The sequence below is a fragment of the Micromonospora sp. CPCC 206060 genome (assembly GCF_036906895.1).
Lineage (GTDB): Bacteria > Actinomycetota > Actinomycetes > Mycobacteriales > Micromonosporaceae > Micromonospora.
In genome coordinates this window covers 192,188-212,431 of sequence record NZ_JBAKHU010000002.1, presented here as the reverse complement: position 1 = coordinate 212,431, position 20,244 = coordinate 192,188, and the positions used below count along the sequence as shown (strand labels likewise).

Here is a 20,244-nt window from a genome sequence, read left to right as displayed (position 1 = left end):
CGGCCCGTGGCGTCGGGTCCGCGCCGTCCGGCCGGTCCCGCCTGACCGGTCAGCTCTGCGCGGGCAGGCGCAGCCGGCGGGTGAGCTCGGCGCGCCGGGCGTACCCGGCCGGATCGTCGGGATAGCCGACGGCCACCAGGGTCAGCCCGTGGGCCGGCGCGACCGTCACCTCGCTGGCCCGCTCCTGCCGGCGGAGCAGACCGGCCGGCCAGCCGACCGGCCGCCGACCGTCCCCGACCACCAGCATCGCACCGACCAGGCTGCGCACCATGGCCTGGCAGAAGGCGTCCGCCTGCACGGTGGCGACCAGGATCCCGTCCGGGTCGCGCCGCCAGTCCAGCCGGGTCACCTCGCGCAGCGTGGTGGCGTTCTCCTTACGCCGGCAGTACGCCACGAAGTCGTGTTCCCCCACCAGCCCGGCTGCGGCGGCGTTCAACGCGGCCAGCTCCAGCGGCCGCTGCCAGGCGATGATCTCGTGCCGGCGCAACGGCTCCACCCCGTACGGGGCGTCGCTGACCCGGTACTCGTACCGGCGGAACATCGCCGAGAACCGGGCGTCGAAGTCGGCCGGCACCTCGGTCAGGGCGCGTACCCGCACGTCGGTGGGGAGCAGGCCGGCGAGCCGGCGCAGCAGCGAACCGCCGAACTGCTCCCAGACCGTGGCGGGCAGGTCGACGTGACAGACCTGCCCGGTGGCGTGTACCCCCGCATCGGTACGCCCCGCCACGGTCAGCCCGGTGGCCGTACCCGCACCGAGGATCCGGGCCAGGGTGTCGGTGAGGACCCCGGCGACGGTACGCCGATCGGGCTGGGCGGCCCAGCCGGAGAAGTCCGTACCGTCGTAGGCGACGTCGAGCCGTACCCGGGTCTGCCCGTCCATCTTCCCGCCTCCATACATGGGTCGGGCCCGACACCCCCTGAAGGGATGCCGGGCCCGACGGTGCCCGAAATCAGGCCTTGTTCTCGGTGGCCTCGTCGCTGTCCCCGCGGGCCTCGGCGGTGTCGCCGGAGGCCGACTCCGGCGCGTCGGCGTCCTGGTCGGCCGAATTGGCCGCCGGGGTCTCCTCAGTGGGGGCGAGCGCCTCGACCTTGTCCTGCTGCGCCGCCTTGCGCGCCGCCGACTTCTTGTTCGCCTTGGGCTCGGCGACGGTCAGCTCCTCGACCAGCTCGATGATCGCCATCGGAGCGGCGTCACCCTTGCGCGGACCGGTCTTCACGATCCGGGTGTAGCCGCCGTTGCGGTTGGCGAACCGGGGCGCGATCTGGTCGAACAGGGTGTAGACCACGTCCTTGTCCCGGACGACGCCGAGTACCCGGCGACGCGAGGCCAGGTCACCGCGCTTGGCCTTGGTGATCAGCTGCTCCGCGAGCGGGCGCAGCCGCTTGGCCTTGGTCTCGGTGGTCTTGATCTTGCCGTGCTGGAACAGCGCGGTGGCCAGGTTGGCCAGCATCAGCCGCTCGTGCGCGGGGCTGCCGCCGAGGCGGGGACCCTTGGTGGGCGTGGGCATGGTTGGTGCGCTCCTCAGTAGTGGCAGCGGATCTAGAGCTGCTCGGTCTCGCGGTAGTCGTCGGTGTCGTAGTCCGCCTCGCCGAAGGTGTCCACGACGTGTGCCGGGTCGAAGTTCGGGGCCGAGTCCTTCAGCCCGAGACCCATCCCGGCGAGCTTCATCTTGACCTCGTCGATCGACTTCTGACCGAAATTCCGGATGTCGAGGAGGTCGGCCTCCGTACGCCCGATGAGCTCACCAACGGAGTTGATGCCCTCGCGCTTGAGGCAGTTGTAGGAGCGGACGGTCAGGTCCAGCTCCTCGATCGGCAGAGCCAGGTCGGCCGCGAGCTGCGCGTCCTGCGGCGACGGCCCGATGTCGATACCCTCGGCGGTCTCGTCCAGCTCCCGGGCCAGCCCGAAGAGCTCGACCAGCGTCGAGCCGGCGGAGGCCAGCGCGGTACGCGGGCCCATCGACGGCTTGGTCTCGACGTCGATGATCAGCCGGTCGAAGTCGGTCCGCTGCTCGACACGGGTGGCCTCCACGCGGTAGGTCACCTTGAGCACCGGCGAGTAGATCGAGTCGACCGGGATCCGACCGATCTCCGCACCGGCCTGCTTGTTCTGCGCGGCCGTGACGTAGCCCCGACCCCGCTCGACGGTCAGCTCCATGTCGAGCCGGCCCTTGCCGTTGAGGGTGGCGAGCTTCAGGTCCGGGTTGTGCACCGAGACGCCGGCCGGGGGCTGGATGTCACCCGCGGTCACGTCACCCGGGCCCTGCTTGCGCAGGTACATGCTGACCGGCTCGTCGTGGTCGGAGCTGACGCAGAGCTCCTTGACGTTCATGACGAGCTCGACCACGTCCTCCTTGACACCGGGGATCGTGGTGAACTCGTGCAGCACGCCGTCGATCTTGATCGAGGTGACGGCCGCACCCGGGATCGACGACAGCAGCGTACGCCGCAGCGAGTTCCCCAGGGTGTAGCCGAAGCCCGGCTCCAGCGGCTCGATGGTGAACCGGGACCGGGTCTCGTTGATCGACTCCTCGGAGAGGGTCGGTCGCTGGCTGATGAGCATGCCTTCTCTTTTCTTCCGGGGCGCCCGCTATATGACGCCCACGACACAACTGTTCCGGTGGCCCGCCCCGAAGGGCGGGCCACCGCAACGAGCCCCTACTTGGAGTAGAGCTCGACGATCAACTGCTCCTGGACCTGCGTGTCGATGACCTGCCGGGCCGGGAGCGAGTGCACCAGGATCTTCATCTGGCTGGGGATCGCCTCCAGCCAGGCCGGCACCGTCCTCGAACCCGCCTCGGCCTGCGCCACCTGGAACGGCGTCAGCTCCTTGGACTTGCCCCGGACCTCGACGATGTCGTGCTCCTTGACGCGGTACGACGGGATGTCGACCTTCTTGCCGTTGACCGTGAAGTGGCCGTGCTTGACCAACTGCCGGGCGTGGTCACGGGACTTGGCGAAGCCAGCCCGGTAGACCACGTTGTCCAGCCGCGACTCCAGGATCTGCAGGAGGACCTCACCGGTCTTCGCCTGCTTGGCGACCGCCTCCTCGTAGTACCCGCGGAACTGCTTCTCCAGCACGCCGTAGACGCGGCGGGCCTTCTGCTTCTCGCGGAGCTGGAGCAGGTACTCGGTCTCCTTGGTCCGGCCGCGACCGTGCTGCCCGGGCGGGAACGGCCGGGACTCGAACGGGCACTTCGGGCCATCGCACTTGCTGCCCTTGAGGAACAGCTTCATCTTCTCCCGCCGGCAACGGCGGCAGTCAGCACCGGTGTAACGAGCCATCTCTCTCTAACCTCTCAGACCCGGCGACGCTTCGGCGGACGGCATCCGTTGTGCGGCTGCGGGGTGACGTCGGCGATCTGGCCGACCTCCAGCCCGACCGCCTGCAGCGAACGGATCGCGGTCTCCCGGCCGGAGCCGGGGCCCTTGACGAACACGTCGACCTTGCGCATGCCGTGCTCCATGGCCCGACGCGCGGCGGCCTCGGCGGCCAGCTGCGCGGCGAACGGAGTCGACTTGCGGGAGCCCTTGAAGCCCACCTGGCCCGCGGAGGCCCAGGAGATGACCGCACCGGCCGGGTCCGTGATGGACACGATGGTGTTGTTGAAGGTGCTCTTGATGTGCGCCTGCCCGTGGGCGACGTTCTTGCGTTCCTTGCGCCGGACCTTCTTGACGGCGGCCCCGGCACGAGCCTTCGGTGGCATAAGTCTGTGCGCTCCTAATTACTTCTTGCCGGGCTTCTTCTTGCCGGCGACGGTCCGCTTCGGGCCCTTACGGGTACGAGCGTTGGTACGGGTCCGCTGGCCCCGGACGGGGAGGCCCCGACGGTGCCGGATGCCCTCGTAGCAACCGATCTCGACCTTGCGGCGGATGTCCGCAGCGACCTCGCGGCGCAGGTCGCCTTCTACCTTGTAGTTGGCCTCGATGTGATCGCGGAGCTGCACGAGCTCCTCGTCGGTGAGGTCCTTGGCGCGCTTGTCCGGAGAGATGCCGGTGGCGGCGAGAGTCTCGACCGCGCGGGTCCGACCGACCCCGAAAATGTAGGTGAGCGCGATCTCCATCCGCTTGTCGCGGGGGAGGTCCACGCCGGCTAGACGTGCCATGTGCGGGCGTACTCCTCAGTTTCTGTTGCGGAGGTCTATGCCCGACCCACCCCGCTCCGACCGTTCCGGTCCGCCGTGGCTGGCGCCACGGCGCGACCCGGAAGAGTCGCTGCCCGAGCGGGCCCCGGCCTCCGACCGGGGGTCAGCCACGAGGAGTACGTGTCGCGAGGACGCGCAGCTCGTGGCTGGGACGAGCTTGTGTGGTGTGATCTGCTACGGCACGGCTGTACCGCCGGCGGGCCTACCGGCCGACCGCGCGGATGTCAGCCCTGCCGCTGCTTGTGGCGCGGGTCGGTGCAAATGACCATGACCCGGCCGTGCCGGCGGATGATCCGGCACTTGTTGCAGATCGGCTTGACGCTCGGCTTGACCTTCACGGTTGCCTTACTTCCCATCTGGCCCGGTACGCGCGCGAGAGCGCCACCGGACGTCGAAGACGGACACGGAAAACCCGGCCGCCCGTCAGGACACCAATTACTTGTAGCGGTAGACGATGCGCCCGCGGGTCAGGTCGTACGGCGAGAGTTCGACGACGACCCGGTCCTCCGGCAGGATGCGGATGTAGTGCTGCCGCATCTTGCCGCTGATGTGAGCCAGCACCTTGTGTCCGTTCGCGAGTTCCACCCGGAACATAGCGTTCGGCAGAGGTTCGATGACCCGACCCTCGATCTCGATGGCTCCGTCTTTTTTCGGCATGTCCTCCGCTGTCCTGACGTCGGTTTCTCCGGACGGCCCCACAACGTCTTACACGGGCATCCGACCTGAGGTCGGGCACCCGAGCCAGCCGCGGCTCCGAGTCCCACCGAAGCGCGGGGTGGGCATGCCGGAGTGGACGCTGTGCGCCGATCTGACAGTGTACGCGCGCCGGAAGGCCGCCGCCAAACCGACCCACACCTGTTCCGGTGAAACCCCCAAAAAGGGGGAAATCTCCGCCGGTAGCAGCCCGGCTAGCCGGTGCCCCGCCGCACCGGGCCGGTCGGCCGCCTGGCGGCTGGTGGATCAGCGGTTCCGCTTGCCGGACTTCTTCCCCTTGCCCTTGCCCTTCCGCTCGGAGCGCCACCGCTGCGGTTCGCCCTTGGCGATCCCGGTCACCGTGCGCACCGCCAGCACCGCGCCCCACGGGCCGATCACCCAGCCGGGCCAGAAGTAGAGCAGATCGGTGGTGAGCGCCGAGGTGACCAACCAGATGGCCACCACGATCGCGGTCACCCGCAGCCAGGTCCCCCACACGTCGAAGAGCCAGGGGCCCATGCCCCCACCGACGGCCGGCCCGGAGATGGAGGTCGGGGTGACGACCTCGGCCGACGCCGCCGGCACCACCGCCGACCGCTCCAGCGGCACGGTACCGGGCAGATCGGTGGTCAACGCGTTCAGTTCGCCGTAGGTGCGCGCGTCGTAGGCCCGCCGCAGCCGGTCGTCGTACTCGTCGAGGCCCAGCCGGCCCTCGTTGAGCGCGAGCCGGAGCCGCTCGGCCACCGCCTCACGGTCCACGTCCGCCGCCCGCATCTCGTCCCGCCCATTCATGGTTACGAGCATGCCATCGACGTACCACCGGGGTGGTACCGGGCCGGGCGTCGTCCCGGGTACGCCGATGGTCAGACCACTGCCGGATCCACCGACTGCCGGCCGGTGACCAGGTCACCCAGTCGGGCCCGACCGCCGTCCGGTGCGGTCAGCACCCAGACCCCGTCCTCCAGCAGCGCCATGGTGTGCTCGACGTGCACGGCCATCGACCCGTCCCGGGTCACCACCGTCCAGCCGTCGGCCAACTCTGCCGTCCGCGGCGAACCCATGGTGATCATCGGCTCGATCGCCAGAGCCATCCCCGGCACCAGCCGGGGTCCCTTACCCGGCCGACCGTGGTTGAGCACGTGCGGGTCCTGGTGCATTTCGGTACCGATGCCGTGCCCGCCGTACCCGTCGACGATGCCGTACCGGCCGGCCCGGCGTACCGCGTTCTCCACGGCGTGCGAGATGTCGGTGAGCCGGCCCTTGCCGCTGGCCGCGCCCCGGGCCGCCGCGCCGATCCCGGCCCACATCGCGTCCTCGGCGACCTCGGCCATCCGGAGCAGCTCCGGCCCGACCTCACCGACGCCGACCGTGATGGCCGCGTCGCCGTGCCAGCCGTCGAGCACCGCACCGCAGTCGATCGAGATGATGTCACCGTCGGCGAGCACCTGCTGCGGCGACGGGATGGCGTGCACGATCTGCTCATTGACCGAGGAGCAGATCGAGGCGGGGAAGCCGTGGTAGCCCTTGAACGACGGCACCGCGCCCGCGCCCCGGATCACCGACTCGGCGATCGCGTCGAGATCGGCGGTGGTCACCCCGGGCGCGACAGCCTCGCGCATCCGGGCGAGCGCAGCCGCCACCACGAGCCCGGCGGCCCGCATCTTCTCGATCTGCTCGGGGGTCTTCAGCTGGATGTCCAGCTGGGGACGACGCATGGAGCCGTTACCTTTCGCCTGCGGAGGTGCGGGGCGTGTCGATGGACCCGCCCCGCCTTCCGACTCTATCCGCCGTACGACCGCAGGGCGTCGATGGCGCGGACGGTCACGTCCTCCACCGGGCCGGTGGCGTCGATCCCGACCAGCTTGCCCTGGGCGCCGTAGTAGTCGACCAGCGGCGCGGTCTTGTCGGCGTACTCCCGGAGCCGCTCGGCGATCGTCTCGGCCTTGTCGTCGTCCCGCTGGAAGAGCGGGGCGCCGCAGCGGTCGCAGATGCCCTCCTGGGAGGGTGCGTCGAACTCGACGTGCCAGATCTTGCCGCATCCCCGGCAGGTACGCCGGCCGGAGAGCCGCCGGATCACCTCGTCGTCGTCGACGACCAACTCCAGCACCAGGTCCAGCGCGGTGCCGAGGTCAGCGAGGAGCTTGTCCAGCGCGGCGGCCTGCGGCGTGGTACGCGGGAAGCCGTCGAGCAGGAAACCCTCGGCGGCATCCGGCTCGGCGAGCCGGTCCCGGACCATGTTGATGGTCACCTCGTCCGGAACCAGCTTGCCGGCGTCCATGTACCGCTTCGCCTCGACGCCCAGCGGGGTGCCCTGGGAGACGTTGGCCCGGAAGATGTCCCCGGTGGAGATCTTCGGCACCGCCAGGTGCGCGGCGATGAACTCCGCCTGTGTACCCTTGCCCGCCCCCGGGGGGCCAACCAGAACGAGTCGCATCTACCGCAGGAACCCTTCGTAGTTCCGCTGCATGAGTTGGCTCTCGATCTGCTTCACGGTCTCCAGACCGACGCCGACCATGATGAGCACTGCAACGCCGCCGAACGGGAAGTTCTGGTACTGCTCGTTGTCGAGCCAGATGAAGAAGAAGTTCGGCAGGATCGAGATCAGGGCCAGGTAGAAGGCGCCCGGCAGGGTGATCCGGCTGAGGATGAAGTCGAGATACTCCGCCGTCGGCTTGCCCGGCCGGATACCCGGTACGAACCCGCCGTACTTCTTCATGTTGTCCGCGACCTCGGTCGGGTTGAACGTGATCGACACGTAGAAGTAGGTGAAGAAGATGATCAGCAGGAAGTAGACCGCGATGTAGATCGGCGCACTCGGGTTCGCCAGGTTGTTCTGGATCCACGCCTGCGTCTTGCCCGGGTTCGTCTGGTCGAAGAACTGCAGGGCGAGCTGCGGCAGGTAGAGCAGCGACGAGCCGAAGATGACCGGGATGACACCCGCCTGGTTGACCTTCAGCGGGATGTAGGTCGAGGTACCGCCGTACATCCGTCGGCCGATCATGCGCTTGGCGTACTGCACCGGGATCCGGCGCTGGGCCTGCTCGATGAAGACCACCAGCGTGATGATCACCAGAACCAGGAGCAGCACCAGGGCGAACATCCCCCAGCCCTTGCTGGTCTTGATCGCCCAGCCCTCGCTGGGCAGCCGGGCGGCGATCGAGGTGAAGATCAGGACAGACATGCCGTTGCCGACGCCACGGTCGGTGATCAGCTCGCCGAGCCACATGACCATGCCGGTACCGGCGGTCATCGTGATGACCAGGATGGTCAGGGTCAGCCAGTCCGGGATCCCGGTCCCCTCGGGGATGATCGGGAACTGGTCGCACTGGTTGTTGAAGAGCTGCCCGGAGCGGGCCAGCGCCACGAACGCGGACGCCTGGAGGATGCCCAGGCCCAGGGTCAGGTAGCGGGTGTACTGGGTGATCTTCGCCTGACCGGCCTGCCCCTCCTTGCGGAGCTGCTCCAGTCGGGGGATCACCACCGTCAGCAACTGGAGGATGATCGACGCGGTGATGTACGGCATGATGCCGAGCGCGAAGACCGAGAGTGACAGCAGTGCGCCGCCGGAGAAGAGGTTCAGCAGGTTGAAGACCCCGGTACCGGTCTCCAGGGTGTCGAGGCACTTCTGCACGTTGCCGTACGAGACACCCGGGCTGGGCAGCGTCGCACCGAGCCGGTAGACCGCGATGATGCCTACTGTAAACAGCAGCTTCTTGCGCAGGTCAGGCGTGCGGAACGCACTGAGAAAGGCGGAGAGCAACTTCTTCCTCCTGCGCGAGGCGGGCCGCCGGATGACCCTGGCGGGGCGGGGTGGTGTCGGGCGGACTGCCCGATATCCATAGCTGGGAACGGACTCTAACAGTCCAGCACGTTCCCGGGCAGGCCTGCCCGGGAAGATATACCAGTTCCGATTTTACCGGAGCCACCGGCTCCGGGTAGACCGTGGCGCCCGCCAGTCCGAGAGAACTGAGCGAGCGCCACGTCGCTATCGCATTACAGCTCGGTGACCGAGCCACCGGCAGCGGTGATCTTCTCCTTGGCCGACGCACTGAACGCGTGCGCCGAAACCTGGAGCGCCACCCCACCGAGGTCGCCGGTGCCGAGGACCTTCACCGGCTGACCCTTGCGGACCGCGCCGGCGTCGACCAGCTCCTGCGGGCCGATCTGGCCGCCGTTCGGGAACAGCTCGGCCAGCCGGTCCAGGTTGACCACCTGGAAGACGACCTTGAACTTGTTCTTGAAGCCCTTCAGCTTCGGCAGTCGCATGTGGATGGGCATCTGCCCACCCTCGAACGCCGCCGAGATGTTCTTCCGGGCCTTGGAACCCTTGGTACCGCGACCAGCGGTCTTGCCCTTCGAACCCTCACCACGACCCACCCGGGTCTTGGCGGTCTTCGAACCGGGCGCCGGGCGCAGGTGGTGGACCTTGATCGTCATTACTCGACCTCCTCGACCTTCACGAGGTGGTTCACCGCGAAGATCATGCCCCGAATCTCGGGACGGTCCTCCTTGACCACCACGTCGTTGATCCGCTTCAGGCCGAGCGACCGCAGGGACTCCCGCTGGTTGTGCTTGGCACCGATCTCGGACCGGACCTGGGTGACCTTAAGACGTGCCATCAGGACGTCACCCCCGCCCGGGCAGCCAGCATGGCGGCCGGCGCGACGTCCTCGACCGGCAGGCCGCGACGAGCCGCGACCGCCTCCGGGGACTCGAGACCCTTCAGAGCCGCGACGGTGGCGTGCACGATGTTGATCGGGTTCGACGAACCGAGGCTCTTGGAGAGCACGTCGTGGATACCCGCGCACTCCAGCACGGCACGCACCGGGCCACCGGCGATGACACCCGTACCGGCGCTGGCCGGCTTGAGCAGCACCACGCCGGCCGCGTCCTCGCCGGTCACCGGGTGCGGGATCGAGGCGCCGATCCGCGGCACCTTGAAGAAGTGCTTCTTGGCCTCCTCGACGCCCTTGGCGATGGCCGCGGGCACCTCCTTGGCCTTTCCGTAGCCCACGCCGACCGTGCCGTCGCCGTCGCCCACGATCACCAGGGCGGTGAAGCTGAAGCGACGACCACCCTTCACAACCTTGGCGACACGGTTGATCGCGACGACCCGCTCAAGGTGCGGGGTCTTCTCGACGGGCGCGTTTCCGCGGCCGCCCTCACGGCGGTTGTCGCGGCGACCACCCTCGTTGCCACCGGACCCGCCGCCACGGCGCTGTTGACCTGGCATCAGCAGCCTTCCTTCTCTCTCGTGACGGGGTTGTTAGAAGTCGAGCCCGGCTTCGCGGGCGGCGTCGGCCAGGGCGGCGATTCGCCCCGCGTACCGGTTGCCACCGCGGTCGAAGACGACCTTGGAGACACCGGCGGCCTTGGCCCGCTCGGCGAGGAGCGTGCCGACCTTGCCGGCCAGGGCGCTCTTGTCGCCTTCGGCACCGCGCAGCGACGCGTCCATGGTCGACGCCGAGGCCAGGGTGTGCCCCTTGGTGTCGTCCACGATCTGGGCGTTGATGTGCCGCAGCGAACGGGTGACGACCAGGCGCGGACGCTCGGCCGAACCGCTGACGTTCTTGCGGACCCGGAAGTGCCGACGCGCCCGCCCGATGGCGCGCTTGGCGGCGACGCCGCGACGGCGCTTGAGCAGCGTGGCGGTCACTTCTTACCTGCCTTTCCAGCCTTGCGGCGGATGACCTCGCCCTGGTACTTGACGCCCTTGCCCTTGTACGGCTCCGGCGGACGGATCTTCCGGATGTTGGCGGCGACCTCACCGACCTGCTGCTTGTCGATCCCGGCCACGTGGAACAGGGTCGGCCTCTCGACGGTGAAGGTGATGCCGTCCGGCGCCGGGACGAGCACCGGGTGCGAGAACCCGAGCGCGAACTCCAGGTCGCTGCCCTTGGCGGTGACCCGGTAACCGGTACCGGCGATCTCCAGCGTCTTGCGGTAGCCCTCGGTCACCCCGATGATCATGTTCGCCACCAAGGTACGGCTCAGGCCATGCAGTTCCTTGGCCTTGCGCTCGTCGTTGGGCCGGTTGACGTGCAGCTGCCCGTCCTCGCCCCGCTCCGCCGTGATCGGCTCGGCCAGGGTGTGCGAGAGCTCGCCCTTGGGACCCTTGACCTTCACGGTCTGGCCCTCGATCGTGATGTCGACGCCGGCTGGTACCGGGATCGACTTACGTCCAATACGCGACATTTCTACCTGTCTCCCGTTACCAGACGAAGGCGAGGACTTCCCCGCCAACGCTCCGCTTGCGGGCCTGCCGGTCGGTCAGCAGACCCTGGGACGTCGAAATGATCGCCACGCCCAGACCGCCGAGCACCCGGGGGAGCCCGTCCGACTTGGCGTAAACCCGAAGACCGGGCTTGGACACACGCTTGATGCCGGCCAGGCTCCGCTCGCGGTTCTGGCCGTACTTCAGCTCGACGACCAGTCGCTTGCCGACGGCGCCCTCCTCGGGCTCCTCGACCGACCAGGTGGCGATGTAACCCTCAGCCTTGAGGACCTCGGCGATGTTCGCCTTGATCTTCGAGTAGGGCATCGTCACCCGGTCGTGGTACGCCTGGTTGGCGTTACGCAGACGCGTGAGCATGTCTGCGATCGGGTCGGTCATCGTCATGGATTTCGTCAGCCTTTCTCGCCGGGGTTCCCGGGGCGGTCAGCCCCGGGCCTACGGCGAAGAGCAATACCTAGTTGCCACGTTGCGATGCTGGGCCCCGACCGGCGGCCGGGGCGCGGTCGTCGCCCTTACCAGGAAGCCTTGGACACGCCCGGCAGCTCACCGCGGTGGGCCATCTCCCGGATGCAGACCCGGCAGAGGCCGAACTTGCGGTAGACCGCTTTCGGACGCCCGCACCGCTGGCAGCGGGTGTACGCGCGAACCGAGAACTTCGGCTTCGCGGCAGCCTTGAGGATCAGCGCCTTCTTGGCCATTGGCTCAGTTCTCCTTGAACGGGAAGCCCAGGAGCTTGAGCAGCGCCCGGCCCTCATCGTCGGTCTTGGCGGTGGTCACCACCGTGATGTCCATGCCCCGCTGACGATCGATCCTGTCCTGGTCGATCTCGTGGAACACCGACTGCTCGGTCAGACCGAAGGTGTAGTTGCCGTGACCGTCGAGCTTGCGCCCGTCCAGACCGCGGAAGTCGCGGATACGCGGCAGCGCGATCGACAGCAGCCGGTCGAGGAACTCCCACATCCGGTCGCCGCGCAGGGTCACCTTCGCGCCGATCGGCATGCCCTCGCGGAGCTTGAACTGCGCGATGGACTTGGTCGCCCGACGCACCTGCGGCTTCTGGCCGGTGATGGTGGCCAGGTCACGGACGGCGCCGTCGATCAGCTTGGCGTCCCGGGCGGCCTCGCCGACACCCATGTTGACGACGATCTTGACCATACCCGGCACCTGCATCGGGTTGCCGTAGTTGTACTGCTCCTGCAGCTTGGCCACGATCTCGTTGCGGTACCGCTCCTTGAGGCGCGGCAGGGCCTTCGTTTCAGTAGCCGTGCTCATCACAGGTCCTTACCGGTGCTACGCGCGATGCGGACCTTCTGGCCGTTGTCGTCGATCCGGTACCCGACGCGGGTCGGGTTGCCGTCGGAGTCCAGGACCTGCACGTTCGAGACGTGGATCGGGGCCTCCTGGGTGACGATGCCGCCGGTCTTGGCGCCACGCTGGGTGGTGCGGATGCGGGTGTGCTTCTTGACCCGGTTCACGCCCTCGACCAGGACCTTGTCCTGCCGCGGGTAGGCCGCGATGACCTTACCCTTGGCACCCTTGTCCTTGCCGGCGATGACGACGACCGTGTCGCCCTTCTTGACCTTCACGGTCACAACACCTCCGGCGCGAGAGAGATGATCTTCATGAACCGCTTGTCCCGCAGCTCACGGCCGACCGGGCCGAAGATACGGGTACCGCGCGGGTCCCCACCGTCCTTGATGATGACGGCGGCGTTCTCGTCGAAGCGGATGTACGAGCCGTCCGGGCGGCGCCTCTCCTTGGCGGTGCGGACGACAACGGCCTTGACCACGTCGCCCTTCTTCACACCGGCACCCGGGATGGCGTCCTTGACCGTGGCCACGATGACGTCGCCGATGCTCGCGTAGCGCCGACCGGAGCCACCGAGAACCCGGATGCACAGGATCTCCCGGGCACCCGTGTTGTCGGCGACGCGCAGTCGCGACTCCTGCTGAATCACGTCTATCTCCTATGTCTGCCGGTTCTCCGGCCGACTCGTCGTCGGCCGGAGCCTGGCGGAACCTGCGCCCGACTACCGCCGGGCGAGCTTGAAGCCTTCGCTACTTGGCCTTTTCGAGGATTTCCACGATCCGCCACCGCTTGGTAGCGGAGAGCGGACGGGTTTCCATGATCAGCACGCGGTCACCGATGCCGGCGGCGTTCTGCTCGTCGTGCACCTTCAGCTTGCTGGTACGGCGCATGACCTTGCCGTACAGCGGGTGCTTGACCCGGTCCTCGACCTCGACAACGACGGTCTTTTCCATCTTGTCGCTGACCACGAGCCCCTCGCGAACCTTGCGCTGGGCCCGCGGCTTCGCGGCGGTGGTGTTCTCGCTCATGATGCAGTCACCTCAGTCGGCGCGGCAGAGAGACCCAGCTCGCGCTCACGCATGATCGTGTAGATCCGGGCGATCTCCCGACGGATGACCTGCAGCCGCCGGTTGTTGTCCAGCTGACCGGTCGCGGCCTGCACGCGGAGGTTGAACAGCTCCGCCTTGGCCTCCCGCAGCTTCGCGACCAGCTCCTCGTCGGAGTGCTCACGCAGCTCGGCGGCCTTAACGCCCGCTGCCATCAGGATTCACCCACTTCGCGCGTAACAATGCGGCACTTCATCGGGAGCTTGTGGATCGCGCGACGCATCGCCTCTCGCGCAATCTGCTCATTGGGGAAGGACATCTCGAAGAGCACCCGCCCCGGCTTCACGTTCGCGACCCACCACTCGGGCGAGCCCTTACCGGAACCCATCCGGGTTTCGGCCGGCTTCTTGGTCAGGGCCTGGTCCGGGAAGATCGTGATCCAGACCTTACCGCCACGCTTGATGTGACGGGTCATCGCGATACGCGCCGACTCGATCTGGCGGTTGGTCACGTACGCCGGCTCGAGAGCCTGGATCCCGAACTCGCCGAACACCACCCGGTTACCACCCTTGGACGCGCCACTGCGGTCCGGGTGGTGCGGCTTGCGGAAGCCCTTCGGGGGCTTGCGCGGCATCAGCATCTGTCAGCCCTCCTGCTGCGTTTCTGCCGGAGCCGGCGCGGCGGCGACGGCAGCGCCGTCGGTCGACTCGCCGGTCGGGTTGTCGCCGCCCTGCGCGATCGTGCTGGCGGCAGCCCGCCCGGCCTCGGTCCCACCGGCGGTCGTTCCGGCAGAGCCGGACCGGCCACGACGGGGCCGCTCGGGACGGTCGCCACGCTCACGGCGCGGACGCGACGGGCCGGCCTCAGCCGGGGCCTCCCGGCCGGGAACGGCGTCGCCCTTGTAGATCCAGACCTTCACGCCGATCCGGCCGAAGGTGGTCCGGGCCTCGAAGAAGCCGTACTCGATGTTGGCCCGCAGCGTGTGCAGCGGAACCCGACCCTCGCGGTAGAACTCGGTGCGGCTCATCTCGGCGCCGCCGAGCCGGCCGGAGACCTGAACCCGGATGCCCTTGCAGATCGGGTTCTTCATCGCGGACTGCATGGCCTTACGCATGGCCCGACGGAAGCTGACCCGGCTGGAGAGCTGCTCGGCGACGCCCTGGGCGACCAGCTGCGCGTCCGACTCGGGGCTCTTCACCTCGATGATGTTCAGCTGCACCTGCTTGCCGGTGAGCTTCTCCAGCTCGCCCCGGATCCGGTCGGCCTCCGCACCCTTACGGCCGATGACGATGCCCGGCCGGGCGGTGTGGATGTCGACCCGGACCCGGTCCCGGGTGCGCTCGATGTCGACCTTCGAGATGCCGGCGCGCTCCAGGCCCTTGGACATCATGCGGCGGATCTTGACATCCTCGCCGATGTAGTCCTTGTAGAGCTTGTCCGCGAACCAGCGCGACTTCCAGTCGGTCGAGATGCCGAGCCGGAACCCGTGCGGGTGAACCTTCTGACCCATTACTCGGCACCCTCCGTCTTGCTCTGCGTGTCAGCGGCCTGCTGCTCCGGGGCCGCCTTCTGCGCAGCCGCGGCCTTCTTCGGCGCGGCCTTCTTCGGCGCCTTGGGCGCCACGGCCTCGACCACCATGGTGATGTGGCAGGTCCGCTTGCGGATCCGGTACGCCCGACCCTGCGCCCGCGGCCGGAACCGCTTCATCGTCGGGCCCTCGTCCACGAACGCCTCACTGACGAGCAGCGCATCGGGGTCCAGCCGCTCGTTGTTCTCCGCGTTGGCGATCGCGCTGGCGAGCACCTTGTACACCTGTTCGCTCGCGGCCTGCGGCGCGAACTGGAGCACCGTGAGAGCCTCCTTCGCGGGCAGTCCGCGGACGAGGTTGACCACCCGGCGCGCCTTCATCGGCGAGATGCGCACGTGCCGCGCAACCGCCCGCGCGCCCGGAAGCACCGGAGCGTCGCCCTTACCTGGCATCGCTGTAACCCCTTGATCCTCTATCCATGACTCGACCAATGTCCGGTCGGCATCGTCTGGCAGTGCGGTCCGCCGAACGGTGGACCGAACATGAGTCGGCCTTAGCGGCGGCGGCTCTTCCGGTCGTCCTTCTCGTGACCCTTGAAGGTGCGGGTCAGCGCGAACTCGCCGAGCTTGTGCCCGACCATCGCCTCGGTGACGAACACCGGGACGTGCTTGCGCCCGTCGTGCACGGCGATCGTGTGCCCCAGCATCTCGGGGATGATCGTCGAGCGCCGCGACCAGGTCTTGATGACGTTCTTCGAGCCCTTTTCGTTCTGCGTCTCCACCTTCTTGAGCAGGTGGTCGTCGATGAACGGGCCCTTCTTCAGGCTGCGAGGCATCTGTCAGCTCTCCTGTTAGCCGCGCTTGCGGGTGGCGTAGCGGCGGCGGACGATCAGCCGGTCGCTCGGCTGGCCCTTACGACGGGTGCGGCCCTCGGGCTTACCCTGCGGGTTGACCGGGTGGCGACCGCCGGAGGTCTTACCCTCACCACCACCGTGCGGGTGGTCGACCGGGTTCATGGCGACACCACGGACGGTGGGGCGCTTGCCCTTCCACCGCATCCGGCCGGCCTTACCCCAGTTGATGTTCGACTGGTCGGCGTTGCCGATCTCACCGATGGTGGCCCGGCAACGGACGTCCACCCGCCGGATCTCACCGGAGGGCATCCGCAGCGTGGCGTAGGCACCCTCACGGCCGAGCAGCTGGATGCCGACGCCGGCCGAACGGGCCAGCTTGGCGCCGCCACCCGGACGCAGCTCCACGGCGTGGACGCTGCTACCGACCGGGATGTTGCGCAGCGGCAGGTTGTTGCCCGGCTTGATGTCGGCGCCCGGACCGGACTCGACGGTGTCGCCCTGCTTCAGGTCCTTCGGCGCGATGATGTACCGCTTCTCGCCGTCGGCGTAGTGCAGCAGCGCGATCCGCGCGGTGCGGTTCGGGTCGTACTCGATGTGCGCGACCTTCGCCGGCACGCCGTCCTTGTCGACCCGCTTGAAGTCGATCAGACGGTACTGCCGCTTGTGTCCGCCACCGTGGTGCCGCGTGGTGATCCGGCCGTGGGCGTTGCGTCCGCCCTTCTTCGGCAGCGGGGCCAGCAGCGACTTCTCCGGAGTCGACCGGGTGATCTCAGCGAAGTCGGCGACGCTGGAGCCACGCCGGCCCGGCGTCGTCGGCTTGTACTTACGGATAGCCATTGTCTACACCCCTCAGCTGACCGGGCCGCCGAAGGCCTCGATGCGGTCACCGTCAGCCAGCTTCACGATCGCCCGCTTGGTCGCCTTGCGCTGGCCGTAACCGGTCTTGGTCCGCTTGCGCTTGCCTTCGCGGTTGAGCGTGTTCACCGTCAGGACGCGGACGTCGAAGATCTGCTGGATCGCGATCTTGATCTGGGTCTTGTTGGCGTCCGGGTGCACCAGGAAGGTGTACCAGTTGCGGTTGAGCTCGCTGTAGCTCTTCTCCGAGATGACCGGCGCCACGATGATGTCGCGCGGGTCGGCGATCGTGCTCACTTGCCACCCTCCTCGGTGGTCTCGGCCGGCACGCCCAGGAACTCGTCCAGGGCCTCCTTGGTGAAGACCACGTCGTCGGCCACCAGCACGTCGTACGTGTTGAGCTGGCCGGACTCGATCAGGTGCACCCGCGGCTCGTTGCGCAGCGACACCCAGTTCAGCTCGTCGGTGCTGCTCAGCACGACCAGGACCCGACGGGCCTCGGTCAGCTTGGCGAGCGTCGCCAGGGCGGCCTTGGTCGACGGCTTCTCGCCGGAGACGAAGGTCTCGATGACGTGCACCTGACCCGCGCGGGCCCGGTCGGAGAGGGCCCCACGCAGCGCGGCGGCCTTCATCTTCTTGGGGGTCCGCTGGCTGTAGTCGCGCGGCACGGGACCGTGCACGACGCCACCACCGGCGAACTGCGGAGCACGGATCGAACCCTGCCGGGCGCGACCGGTACCCTTCTGCTTGTACGGCTTCTTACCGCCGCCGGCGACCTCACCCCGGGTCTTGACCTTGTGCGTGCCCTGTCGGGCAGCCGCGAGCTGGGCCACCACGACCTGGTGCATCAGGGAGATGTTCGCCTGTACGTCGAAGATGTCCGCAGGCAGCTCGACCGAGCCGGTCTTCGCACCCTCGACGTTGTGCAGGTCAACGGTGGTCACTTGGCCCCACCCTTCTTCACCTTGGCCTTGGCCGCGGAGCGGACCAGAACCAGCGCGCCCTTGGGACCGGGGATGGCACCCCGGACGAGGAGCAGGTTGTTCTCGGTGTCGACCGCCTGGACGGTCAGGTTCTGCACGGTGTAGCGGACGCCACCCATCCGGCCGGCCATCCGTACGCCCTTGAAGACGCGACCCGGGGTCGCGCAGGCGCCGATCGAGCCCGGCGAGCGGTGCTTACGCTCGACACCGTGGCTCGCGCGCAGACCGTGGAAGCCGTGCCGCTTCATGACACCGGCGAAGCCCTTGCCCTTGGTCTTACCGGTCACGTCGACCGGAGCGCCCGGGGCGAACTGCTCGACGGTGACCTCCTGGCCGAGTGAGTACTCGGCCGCGTCGGCGGTGCGCAGCTCGACGATGTGCCGCCGCGGCGCCACGTCCGCCTTCGCGTAGTGGCCGCTCACCGGCTTCTTGACCTTGCGCGGGTCAATGACGCCGTACGCCAGCTGGACCGCCGAGTAACCGTCCTTGTCGGCGCTACGAACCTGGGTGACGACGCACGGGCCGGCCTGCACCACGGTCACCGGGACAACGCGGTTGTTGTCCCAGACCTGGGTCATGCCGAGCTTGGCGCCCAGGATCCCCTTAACTTGCCTGTCCATTAGTCCGGTCCCTACAGCTTGATCTCGATGTCGACGCCAGCCGGCAGGTCGAGGCGCATAAGCGAGTCGACCGTCTTCGGGGTCGGGTCGATGATGTCGATCAGACGCTTGTGCGTGCGCATCTCGAAGTGCTCGCGCGAGTCCTTGTACTTGTGCGGCGAACGGATCACGCAGAAACGGTTGATCTCCGTGGGCAGCGGCACCGGGCCTGCGACCTGCGCCCCGGTGCGCGTCACCGTCTCGACGATCTTCCGCGCCGAGGAGTCGACGACCTCGTGGTCGTAGGCCTTGAGCCGGATGCGGATCTTCTGTCCCGCCATGGTGGCTTCTGTTCCTTCTCTCGATGCCGCTGTGTTGCGGGCGCCTGCACCGGCTGGCACAGGCCCACTTCGCCGACCCCCGCGGTCGGGCGTGTCGCGCCCTGGGGCCAGACTCCGCCCCGGGGATCCGGAACGGCTCTGACCGCGCGGAGGGTCAAGGCGCCGATCGCGTCACCGCGACCTGGACGCCGTGCGGGGGTGGTTGACCATTGGGTAGTCAACCACCCCGCACGCGACGGTCTTCGTTGCCGGTGACCAGCTGGGCCGGACACCGAACGACGGACTGTCGTTACGCAACCTGACTAGTATGCCGTACGCAGAACAGCGACGCTAATCGGGGTTACCTAGCTCACTTGATGATCTTGGTGACGAACCCCGCGCCAACCGTGCGGCCGCCCTCACGAATCGCGAACTTGAGGTTCTCCTCCATCGCGATGGGCTGGATCAGCTTCACGGTCATCGTGGTGTTGTCGCCCGGCATGACCATCTCGGTGCCCTCGGGCAGCGTGACGACGCCGGTAACGTCCGTGGTCCGGAAGTAGAACTGCGGACGGTAGTTCTGGAAGAACGGGGTGTGCCGGCCACCTTCCTCCTTGGAGAGGATGTAGACGGTCGCCTCGAACTCGGTGTGCGGGGTCGTGGTGCCCGGCTTGACGACCACCATGCCGCGCTCGACGTCCTCGCGCTTGATGCCCCGCAGCAGCAGACCGACGTTCTCACCCGCGCGGGCCTCGTCGAGCAGCTTGCGGAACATCTCGATACCGGTGCAGACCGTCTTCTGCGACTTCTCGCGGATACCGACGATCTCCACCTCCTCGTTCGGCTTGAGCACGCCGCGCTCCGCGCGACCGGTGACGACGGTGCCACGACCGGTGATCGTGAAGACGTCCTCGATCGGCATCAGGAACGGCTTCTCGGTCTCGCGCTCCGGCTGCGGGATCGCGGTGTCGACAGCGTTCATCAGGTCCAGCAGCTTGCTGGTCCACTCGGGGTCACCCTCGAGGGCCTTCAGCGCCGAGACCCGGACGACCGGCAGGTCGTCACCCGGGTAGTCCTGGTTCGAGAGCAGCTCACGGACCTCGAGCTCGACAAGCTCCAGGAGCTCCTCGTCGTCGACCATGTCGCTCTTGTTGAGCGCCACGACGATGTACGGCACACCGACCTGACGGGCCAGCAGCACGTGCTCGCGGGTCTGCGGCATCGGACCGTCGGTCGCCGCCACCACCAGGATCGCGCCGTCCATCTGCGCGGCACCGGTGATCATGTTCTTGATGTAGTCAGCGTGACCGGGGCAGTCCACGTGCGCGTAGTGCCGCGCCTCGGTCTGGTACTCGACGTGCGCGATCGAGATCGTGATACCCCGGGCCTTCTCCTCCGGCGCCTTGTCGATCTCGTCGAACGGCGTGTACGGGTTCAGGTCCGGGAACTGGTCGTGCAGGACCTTGGTGATGGCCGCCGTCAGCGTCGTCTTACCGTGGTCGATGTGACCAATGGTGCCGATGTTGACGTGCGGCTTAGTCCGCTCGAACTTCGCCTTCGCCACTGGTGTCCTCCTGTGGACTTCTTGGTTCGTACGCCCGGCGCGCCACTCGGCGCTTAGGACTCTGTCGACAGCCTTTCCGGTCTCGCGACCGGAGAGCTTGTGGGTCTTGCGGCGG

The 20,244-nt window shown here is 68.0% G+C and carries 34 protein-coding genes; all 34 read right to left on the bottom strand.

The window, feature by feature from the left end:
• Positions 1-49: 49 nt before the first annotated feature.
• Entirely contained in the window at positions 50-880 is an 831-nt protein-coding gene (gene truA, locus V6U90_RS03380) for a tRNA pseudouridine(38-40) synthase TruA (RefSeq protein ID WP_334431047.1), read from the bottom strand.
• Positions 881-950: 70 nt separating this feature from the next.
• Positions 951-1,508 carry a 50S ribosomal protein L17 gene (rplQ, locus tag V6U90_RS03375; RefSeq protein ID WP_334431046.1) on the bottom strand — a complete coding sequence of 186 codons (558 nt, stop codon included), beginning with the start codon at positions 1,506-1,508 and terminating at the stop codon, positions 951-953.
• A 32-nt stretch (positions 1,509-1,540) separates the two neighbouring features.
• Positions 1,541-2,563, bottom strand: a complete 1,023-nt coding sequence (locus tag V6U90_RS03370; RefSeq protein WP_208810899.1) for a DNA-directed RNA polymerase subunit alpha — start codon at positions 2,561-2,563, stop codon at positions 1,541-1,543.
• Positions 2,564-2,658: 95 nt separating this feature from the next.
• Complete coding sequence (gene rpsD, locus V6U90_RS03365; RefSeq protein ID WP_334431045.1) at positions 2,659-3,285, bottom strand: 30S ribosomal protein S4; 627 nt, start codon at positions 3,283-3,285, stop codon at positions 2,659-2,661.
• 14 nt (positions 3,286-3,299) lie between these two features.
• Entirely contained in the window at positions 3,300-3,707 is a 408-nt protein-coding gene (rpsK, locus tag V6U90_RS03360) for a 30S ribosomal protein S11 (RefSeq protein ID WP_208810897.1), read from the bottom strand.
• 18 nt (positions 3,708-3,725) lie between these two features.
• Complete coding sequence (rpsM, locus tag V6U90_RS03355) at positions 3,726-4,106, bottom strand: 30S ribosomal protein S13 (RefSeq protein WP_184534351.1); 381 nt, start codon at positions 4,104-4,106, stop codon at positions 3,726-3,728.
• Between the two features lie 263 nt (positions 4,107-4,369).
• Positions 4,370-4,483 (bottom strand): 50S ribosomal protein L36, encoded by a 114-nt coding sequence (gene rpmJ / locus V6U90_RS03350; RefSeq protein ID WP_208810910.1) that lies wholly within the window; start codon positions 4,481-4,483, stop codon positions 4,370-4,372.
• A 97-nt stretch (positions 4,484-4,580) separates the two neighbouring features.
• Positions 4,581-4,802 carry a translation initiation factor IF-1 gene (gene infA, locus V6U90_RS03345; RefSeq protein ID WP_007073013.1) on the bottom strand — a complete coding sequence of 74 codons (222 nt, stop codon included), beginning with the start codon at positions 4,800-4,802 and terminating at the stop codon, positions 4,581-4,583.
• Between the two features lie 303 nt (positions 4,803-5,105).
• Positions 5,106-5,630: a DUF1707 domain-containing protein gene (locus tag V6U90_RS03340; protein WP_334431044.1), complete on the bottom strand. Its 525-nt coding sequence runs from the start codon at positions 5,628-5,630 to the stop codon at positions 5,106-5,108.
• Positions 5,631-5,701: 71 nt separating this feature from the next.
• Positions 5,702-6,553, bottom strand: a complete 852-nt coding sequence (map, locus tag V6U90_RS03335; protein ID WP_334431043.1) for a type I methionyl aminopeptidase — start codon at positions 6,551-6,553, stop codon at positions 5,702-5,704.
• Between the two features lie 65 nt (positions 6,554-6,618).
• Positions 6,619-7,272: an adenylate kinase gene (locus tag V6U90_RS03330; RefSeq protein ID WP_334431042.1), complete on the bottom strand. Its 654-nt coding sequence runs from the start codon at positions 7,270-7,272 to the stop codon at positions 6,619-6,621.
• Positions 7,273-8,598 (bottom strand): preprotein translocase subunit SecY, encoded by a 1,326-nt coding sequence (secY, locus tag V6U90_RS03325; protein WP_334431041.1) that lies wholly within the window; start codon positions 8,596-8,598, stop codon positions 7,273-7,275.
• 233 nt (positions 8,599-8,831) lie between these two features.
• A complete protein-coding gene (rplO, locus tag V6U90_RS03320; protein ID WP_334431040.1) occupies positions 8,832-9,275 on the bottom strand; it encodes a 50S ribosomal protein L15 in 444 nt (147 codons plus the stop codon).
• Positions 9,275-9,457 (bottom strand): 50S ribosomal protein L30, encoded by a 183-nt coding sequence (rpmD, locus tag V6U90_RS03315; RefSeq protein ID WP_091555401.1) that lies wholly within the window; start codon positions 9,455-9,457, stop codon positions 9,275-9,277. The genes rplO and rpmD overlap by 1 nt, the downstream gene beginning before the upstream one ends.
• Positions 9,457-10,071: a 30S ribosomal protein S5 gene (rpsE, locus tag V6U90_RS03310; RefSeq protein ID WP_334431039.1), complete on the bottom strand. Its 615-nt coding sequence runs from the start codon at positions 10,069-10,071 to the stop codon at positions 9,457-9,459. The genes rpmD and rpsE overlap by 1 nt, the downstream gene beginning before the upstream one ends.
• 33 nt (positions 10,072-10,104) lie before the next feature.
• Positions 10,105-10,494 (bottom strand): 50S ribosomal protein L18, encoded by a 390-nt coding sequence (gene rplR, locus V6U90_RS03305; RefSeq protein WP_208810890.1) that lies wholly within the window; start codon positions 10,492-10,494, stop codon positions 10,105-10,107.
• On the bottom strand, positions 10,491-11,033 hold the full coding sequence (gene rplF, locus V6U90_RS03300; protein WP_334431038.1) for a 50S ribosomal protein L6: 543 nt from the start codon (positions 11,031-11,033) through the stop codon (positions 10,491-10,493). Before rplF ends, rplR begins: the two co-directional genes overlap by 4 nt.
• 16 nt (positions 11,034-11,049) lie before the next feature.
• Positions 11,050-11,457, bottom strand: coding sequence for a 30S ribosomal protein S8 (rpsH, locus tag V6U90_RS03295; RefSeq protein ID WP_013288624.1), 408 nt, complete (start codon positions 11,455-11,457; stop codon positions 11,050-11,052).
• 128 nt (positions 11,458-11,585) lie between these two features.
• The gene (locus tag V6U90_RS03290; protein ID WP_007073023.1) at positions 11,586-11,771 is read right to left on the bottom strand and encodes a type Z 30S ribosomal protein S14; all 186 of its coding nucleotides are present in this window, start codon (positions 11,769-11,771) and stop codon (positions 11,586-11,588) included.
• A 4-nt stretch (positions 11,772-11,775) separates the two neighbouring features.
• The gene (gene rplE / locus V6U90_RS03285) at positions 11,776-12,345 is read right to left on the bottom strand and encodes a 50S ribosomal protein L5 (RefSeq protein ID WP_334431037.1); all 570 of its coding nucleotides are present in this window, start codon (positions 12,343-12,345) and stop codon (positions 11,776-11,778) included.
• The gene (rplX, locus tag V6U90_RS03280; RefSeq protein WP_208810887.1) at positions 12,345-12,665 is read right to left on the bottom strand and encodes a 50S ribosomal protein L24; all 321 of its coding nucleotides are present in this window, start codon (positions 12,663-12,665) and stop codon (positions 12,345-12,347) included. Before rplX ends, rplE begins: the two co-directional genes overlap by 1 nt.
• Positions 12,662-13,030 (bottom strand): 50S ribosomal protein L14, encoded by a 369-nt coding sequence (gene rplN / locus V6U90_RS03275; protein ID WP_007465279.1) that lies wholly within the window; start codon positions 13,028-13,030, stop codon positions 12,662-12,664. The genes rplX and rplN overlap by 4 nt, the downstream gene beginning before the upstream one ends.
• 100 nt (positions 13,031-13,130) lie before the next feature.
• Entirely contained in the window at positions 13,131-13,409 is a 279-nt protein-coding gene (gene rpsQ / locus V6U90_RS03270) for a 30S ribosomal protein S17 (protein ID WP_334431036.1), read from the bottom strand.
• On the bottom strand, positions 13,406-13,642 hold the full coding sequence (gene rpmC / locus V6U90_RS03265; protein ID WP_334431035.1) for a 50S ribosomal protein L29: 237 nt from the start codon (positions 13,640-13,642) through the stop codon (positions 13,406-13,408). The genes rpsQ and rpmC overlap by 4 nt, the downstream gene beginning before the upstream one ends.
• Positions 13,642-14,067, bottom strand: coding sequence for a 50S ribosomal protein L16 (gene rplP, locus V6U90_RS03260; protein ID WP_007465292.1), 426 nt, complete (start codon positions 14,065-14,067; stop codon positions 13,642-13,644). The genes rpmC and rplP overlap by 1 nt, the downstream gene beginning before the upstream one ends.
• Before the next feature lie 3 nt (positions 14,068-14,070).
• Entirely contained in the window at positions 14,071-14,937 is an 867-nt protein-coding gene (rpsC, locus tag V6U90_RS03255; protein ID WP_334431034.1) for a 30S ribosomal protein S3, read from the bottom strand.
• A complete protein-coding gene (gene rplV / locus V6U90_RS03250; RefSeq protein WP_208810882.1) occupies positions 14,937-15,407 on the bottom strand; it encodes a 50S ribosomal protein L22 in 471 nt (156 codons plus the stop codon). The genes rpsC and rplV overlap by 1 nt, the downstream gene beginning before the upstream one ends.
• Before the next feature lie 101 nt (positions 15,408-15,508).
• The gene (gene rpsS / locus V6U90_RS03245) at positions 15,509-15,790 is read right to left on the bottom strand and encodes a 30S ribosomal protein S19 (RefSeq protein WP_013735950.1); all 282 of its coding nucleotides are present in this window, start codon (positions 15,788-15,790) and stop codon (positions 15,509-15,511) included.
• A gap of 15 nt (positions 15,791-15,805) precedes the next feature.
• The gene (gene rplB / locus V6U90_RS03240; RefSeq protein ID WP_334431033.1) at positions 15,806-16,645 is read right to left on the bottom strand and encodes a 50S ribosomal protein L2; all 840 of its coding nucleotides are present in this window, start codon (positions 16,643-16,645) and stop codon (positions 15,806-15,808) included.
• Positions 16,646-16,657: 12 nt separating this feature from the next.
• A complete protein-coding gene (rplW, locus tag V6U90_RS03235; protein ID WP_334431032.1) occupies positions 16,658-16,960 on the bottom strand; it encodes a 50S ribosomal protein L23 in 303 nt (100 codons plus the stop codon).
• The gene (gene rplD, locus V6U90_RS03230) at positions 16,957-17,607 is read right to left on the bottom strand and encodes a 50S ribosomal protein L4 (protein ID WP_334431031.1); all 651 of its coding nucleotides are present in this window, start codon (positions 17,605-17,607) and stop codon (positions 16,957-16,959) included. The genes rplW and rplD overlap by 4 nt, the downstream gene beginning before the upstream one ends.
• Entirely contained in the window at positions 17,604-18,266 is a 663-nt protein-coding gene (gene rplC / locus V6U90_RS03225; RefSeq protein WP_334431030.1) for a 50S ribosomal protein L3, read from the bottom strand. The genes rplD and rplC overlap by 4 nt, the downstream gene beginning before the upstream one ends.
• 11 nt (positions 18,267-18,277) lie before the next feature.
• Positions 18,278-18,586 (bottom strand): 30S ribosomal protein S10, encoded by a 309-nt coding sequence (gene rpsJ / locus V6U90_RS03220; protein ID WP_007073037.1) that lies wholly within the window; start codon positions 18,584-18,586, stop codon positions 18,278-18,280.
• A 349-nt stretch (positions 18,587-18,935) separates the two neighbouring features.
• The gene (gene tuf, locus V6U90_RS03215; protein WP_334431029.1) at positions 18,936-20,129 is read right to left on the bottom strand and encodes an elongation factor Tu; all 1,194 of its coding nucleotides are present in this window, start codon (positions 20,127-20,129) and stop codon (positions 18,936-18,938) included.
• Between the last annotated feature and the right edge of the window lie 115 nt (positions 20,130-20,244).

What these genes read in the sequence shown, in the direction of transcription:
- truA (WP_334431047.1), bottom strand. Translation starts at nt 880, where the DNA reads ATGGACGGGCAGACCCGGGTACGGCTCGACGTCGCCTACGACGGTACG.
- rplQ (WP_334431046.1), bottom strand. Translation starts at nt 1,508, where the DNA reads ATGCCCACGCCCACCAAGGGTCCCCGCCTCGGCGGCAGCCCCGCGCAC.
- V6U90_RS03370 (WP_208810899.1), bottom strand. Translation starts at nt 2,563, where the DNA reads ATGCTCATCAGCCAGCGACCGACCCTCTCCGAGGAGTCGATCAACGAG.
- rpsD (WP_334431045.1), bottom strand. Translation starts at nt 3,285, where the DNA reads ATGGCTCGTTACACCGGTGCTGACTGCCGCCGTTGCCGGCGGGAGAAG.
- rpsK (WP_208810897.1), bottom strand. Translation starts at nt 3,707, where the DNA reads ATGCCACCGAAGGCTCGTGCCGGGGCCGCCGTCAAGAAGGTCCGGCGC.
- rpsM (WP_184534351.1), bottom strand. Translation starts at nt 4,106, where the DNA reads ATGGCACGTCTAGCCGGCGTGGACCTCCCCCGCGACAAGCGGATGGAG.
- infA (WP_007073013.1), bottom strand. Translation starts at nt 4,802, where the DNA reads ATGCCGAAAAAAGACGGAGCCATCGAGATCGAGGGTCGGGTCATCGAA.
- V6U90_RS03340 (WP_334431044.1), bottom strand. Translation starts at nt 5,630, where the DNA reads ATGAATGGGCGGGACGAGATGCGGGCGGCGGACGTGGACCGTGAGGCG.
- map (WP_334431043.1), bottom strand. Translation starts at nt 6,553, where the DNA reads ATGCGTCGTCCCCAGCTGGACATCCAGCTGAAGACCCCCGAGCAGATC.
- V6U90_RS03330 (WP_334431042.1), bottom strand. Translation starts at nt 7,272, where the DNA reads ATGCGACTCGTTCTGGTTGGCCCCCCGGGGGCGGGCAAGGGTACACAG.
- rplO (WP_334431040.1), bottom strand. Translation starts at nt 9,275, where the DNA reads ATGACGATCAAGGTCCACCACCTGCGCCCGGCGCCCGGTTCGAAGACC.
- rpmD (WP_091555401.1), bottom strand. Translation starts at nt 9,457, where the DNA reads ATGGCACGTCTTAAGGTCACCCAGGTCCGGTCCGAGATCGGTGCCAAG.
- rpsE (WP_334431039.1), bottom strand. Translation starts at nt 10,071, where the DNA reads ATGCCAGGTCAACAGCGCCGTGGCGGCGGGTCCGGTGGCAACGAGGGT.
- rplF (WP_334431038.1), bottom strand. Translation starts at nt 11,033, where the DNA reads ATGTCGCGTATTGGACGTAAGTCGATCCCGGTACCAGCCGGCGTCGAC.
- rpsH (WP_013288624.1), bottom strand. Translation starts at nt 11,457, where the DNA reads ATGACGATGACCGACCCGATCGCAGACATGCTCACGCGTCTGCGTAAC.
- V6U90_RS03290 (WP_007073023.1), bottom strand. Translation starts at nt 11,771, where the DNA reads ATGGCCAAGAAGGCGCTGATCCTCAAGGCTGCCGCGAAGCCGAAGTTC.
- rplE (WP_334431037.1), bottom strand. Translation starts at nt 12,345, where the DNA reads ATGAGCACGGCTACTGAAACGAAGGCCCTGCCGCGCCTCAAGGAGCGG.
- rpsQ (WP_334431036.1), bottom strand. Translation starts at nt 13,409, where the DNA reads ATGAGCGAGAACACCACCGCCGCGAAGCCGCGGGCCCAGCGCAAGGTT.
- rpmC (WP_334431035.1), bottom strand. Translation starts at nt 13,642, where the DNA reads ATGGCAGCGGGCGTTAAGGCCGCCGAGCTGCGTGAGCACTCCGACGAG.
- rplP (WP_007465292.1), bottom strand. Translation starts at nt 14,067, where the DNA reads ATGCTGATGCCGCGCAAGCCCCCGAAGGGCTTCCGCAAGCCGCACCAC.
- rpsC (WP_334431034.1), bottom strand. Translation starts at nt 14,937, where the DNA reads ATGGGTCAGAAGGTTCACCCGCACGGGTTCCGGCTCGGCATCTCGACC.
- rplV (WP_208810882.1), bottom strand. Translation starts at nt 15,407, where the DNA reads ATGCCAGGTAAGGGCGACGCTCCGGTGCTTCCGGGCGCGCGGGCGGTT.
- rpsS (WP_013735950.1), bottom strand. Translation starts at nt 15,790, where the DNA reads ATGCCTCGCAGCCTGAAGAAGGGCCCGTTCATCGACGACCACCTGCTC.
- rplB (WP_334431033.1), bottom strand. Translation starts at nt 16,645, where the DNA reads ATGGCTATCCGTAAGTACAAGCCGACGACGCCGGGCCGGCGTGGCTCC.
- rplC (WP_334431030.1), bottom strand. Translation starts at nt 18,266, where the DNA reads ATGGACAGGCAAGTTAAGGGGATCCTGGGCGCCAAGCTCGGCATGACC.
- rpsJ (WP_007073037.1), bottom strand. Translation starts at nt 18,586, where the DNA reads ATGGCGGGACAGAAGATCCGCATCCGGCTCAAGGCCTACGACCACGAG.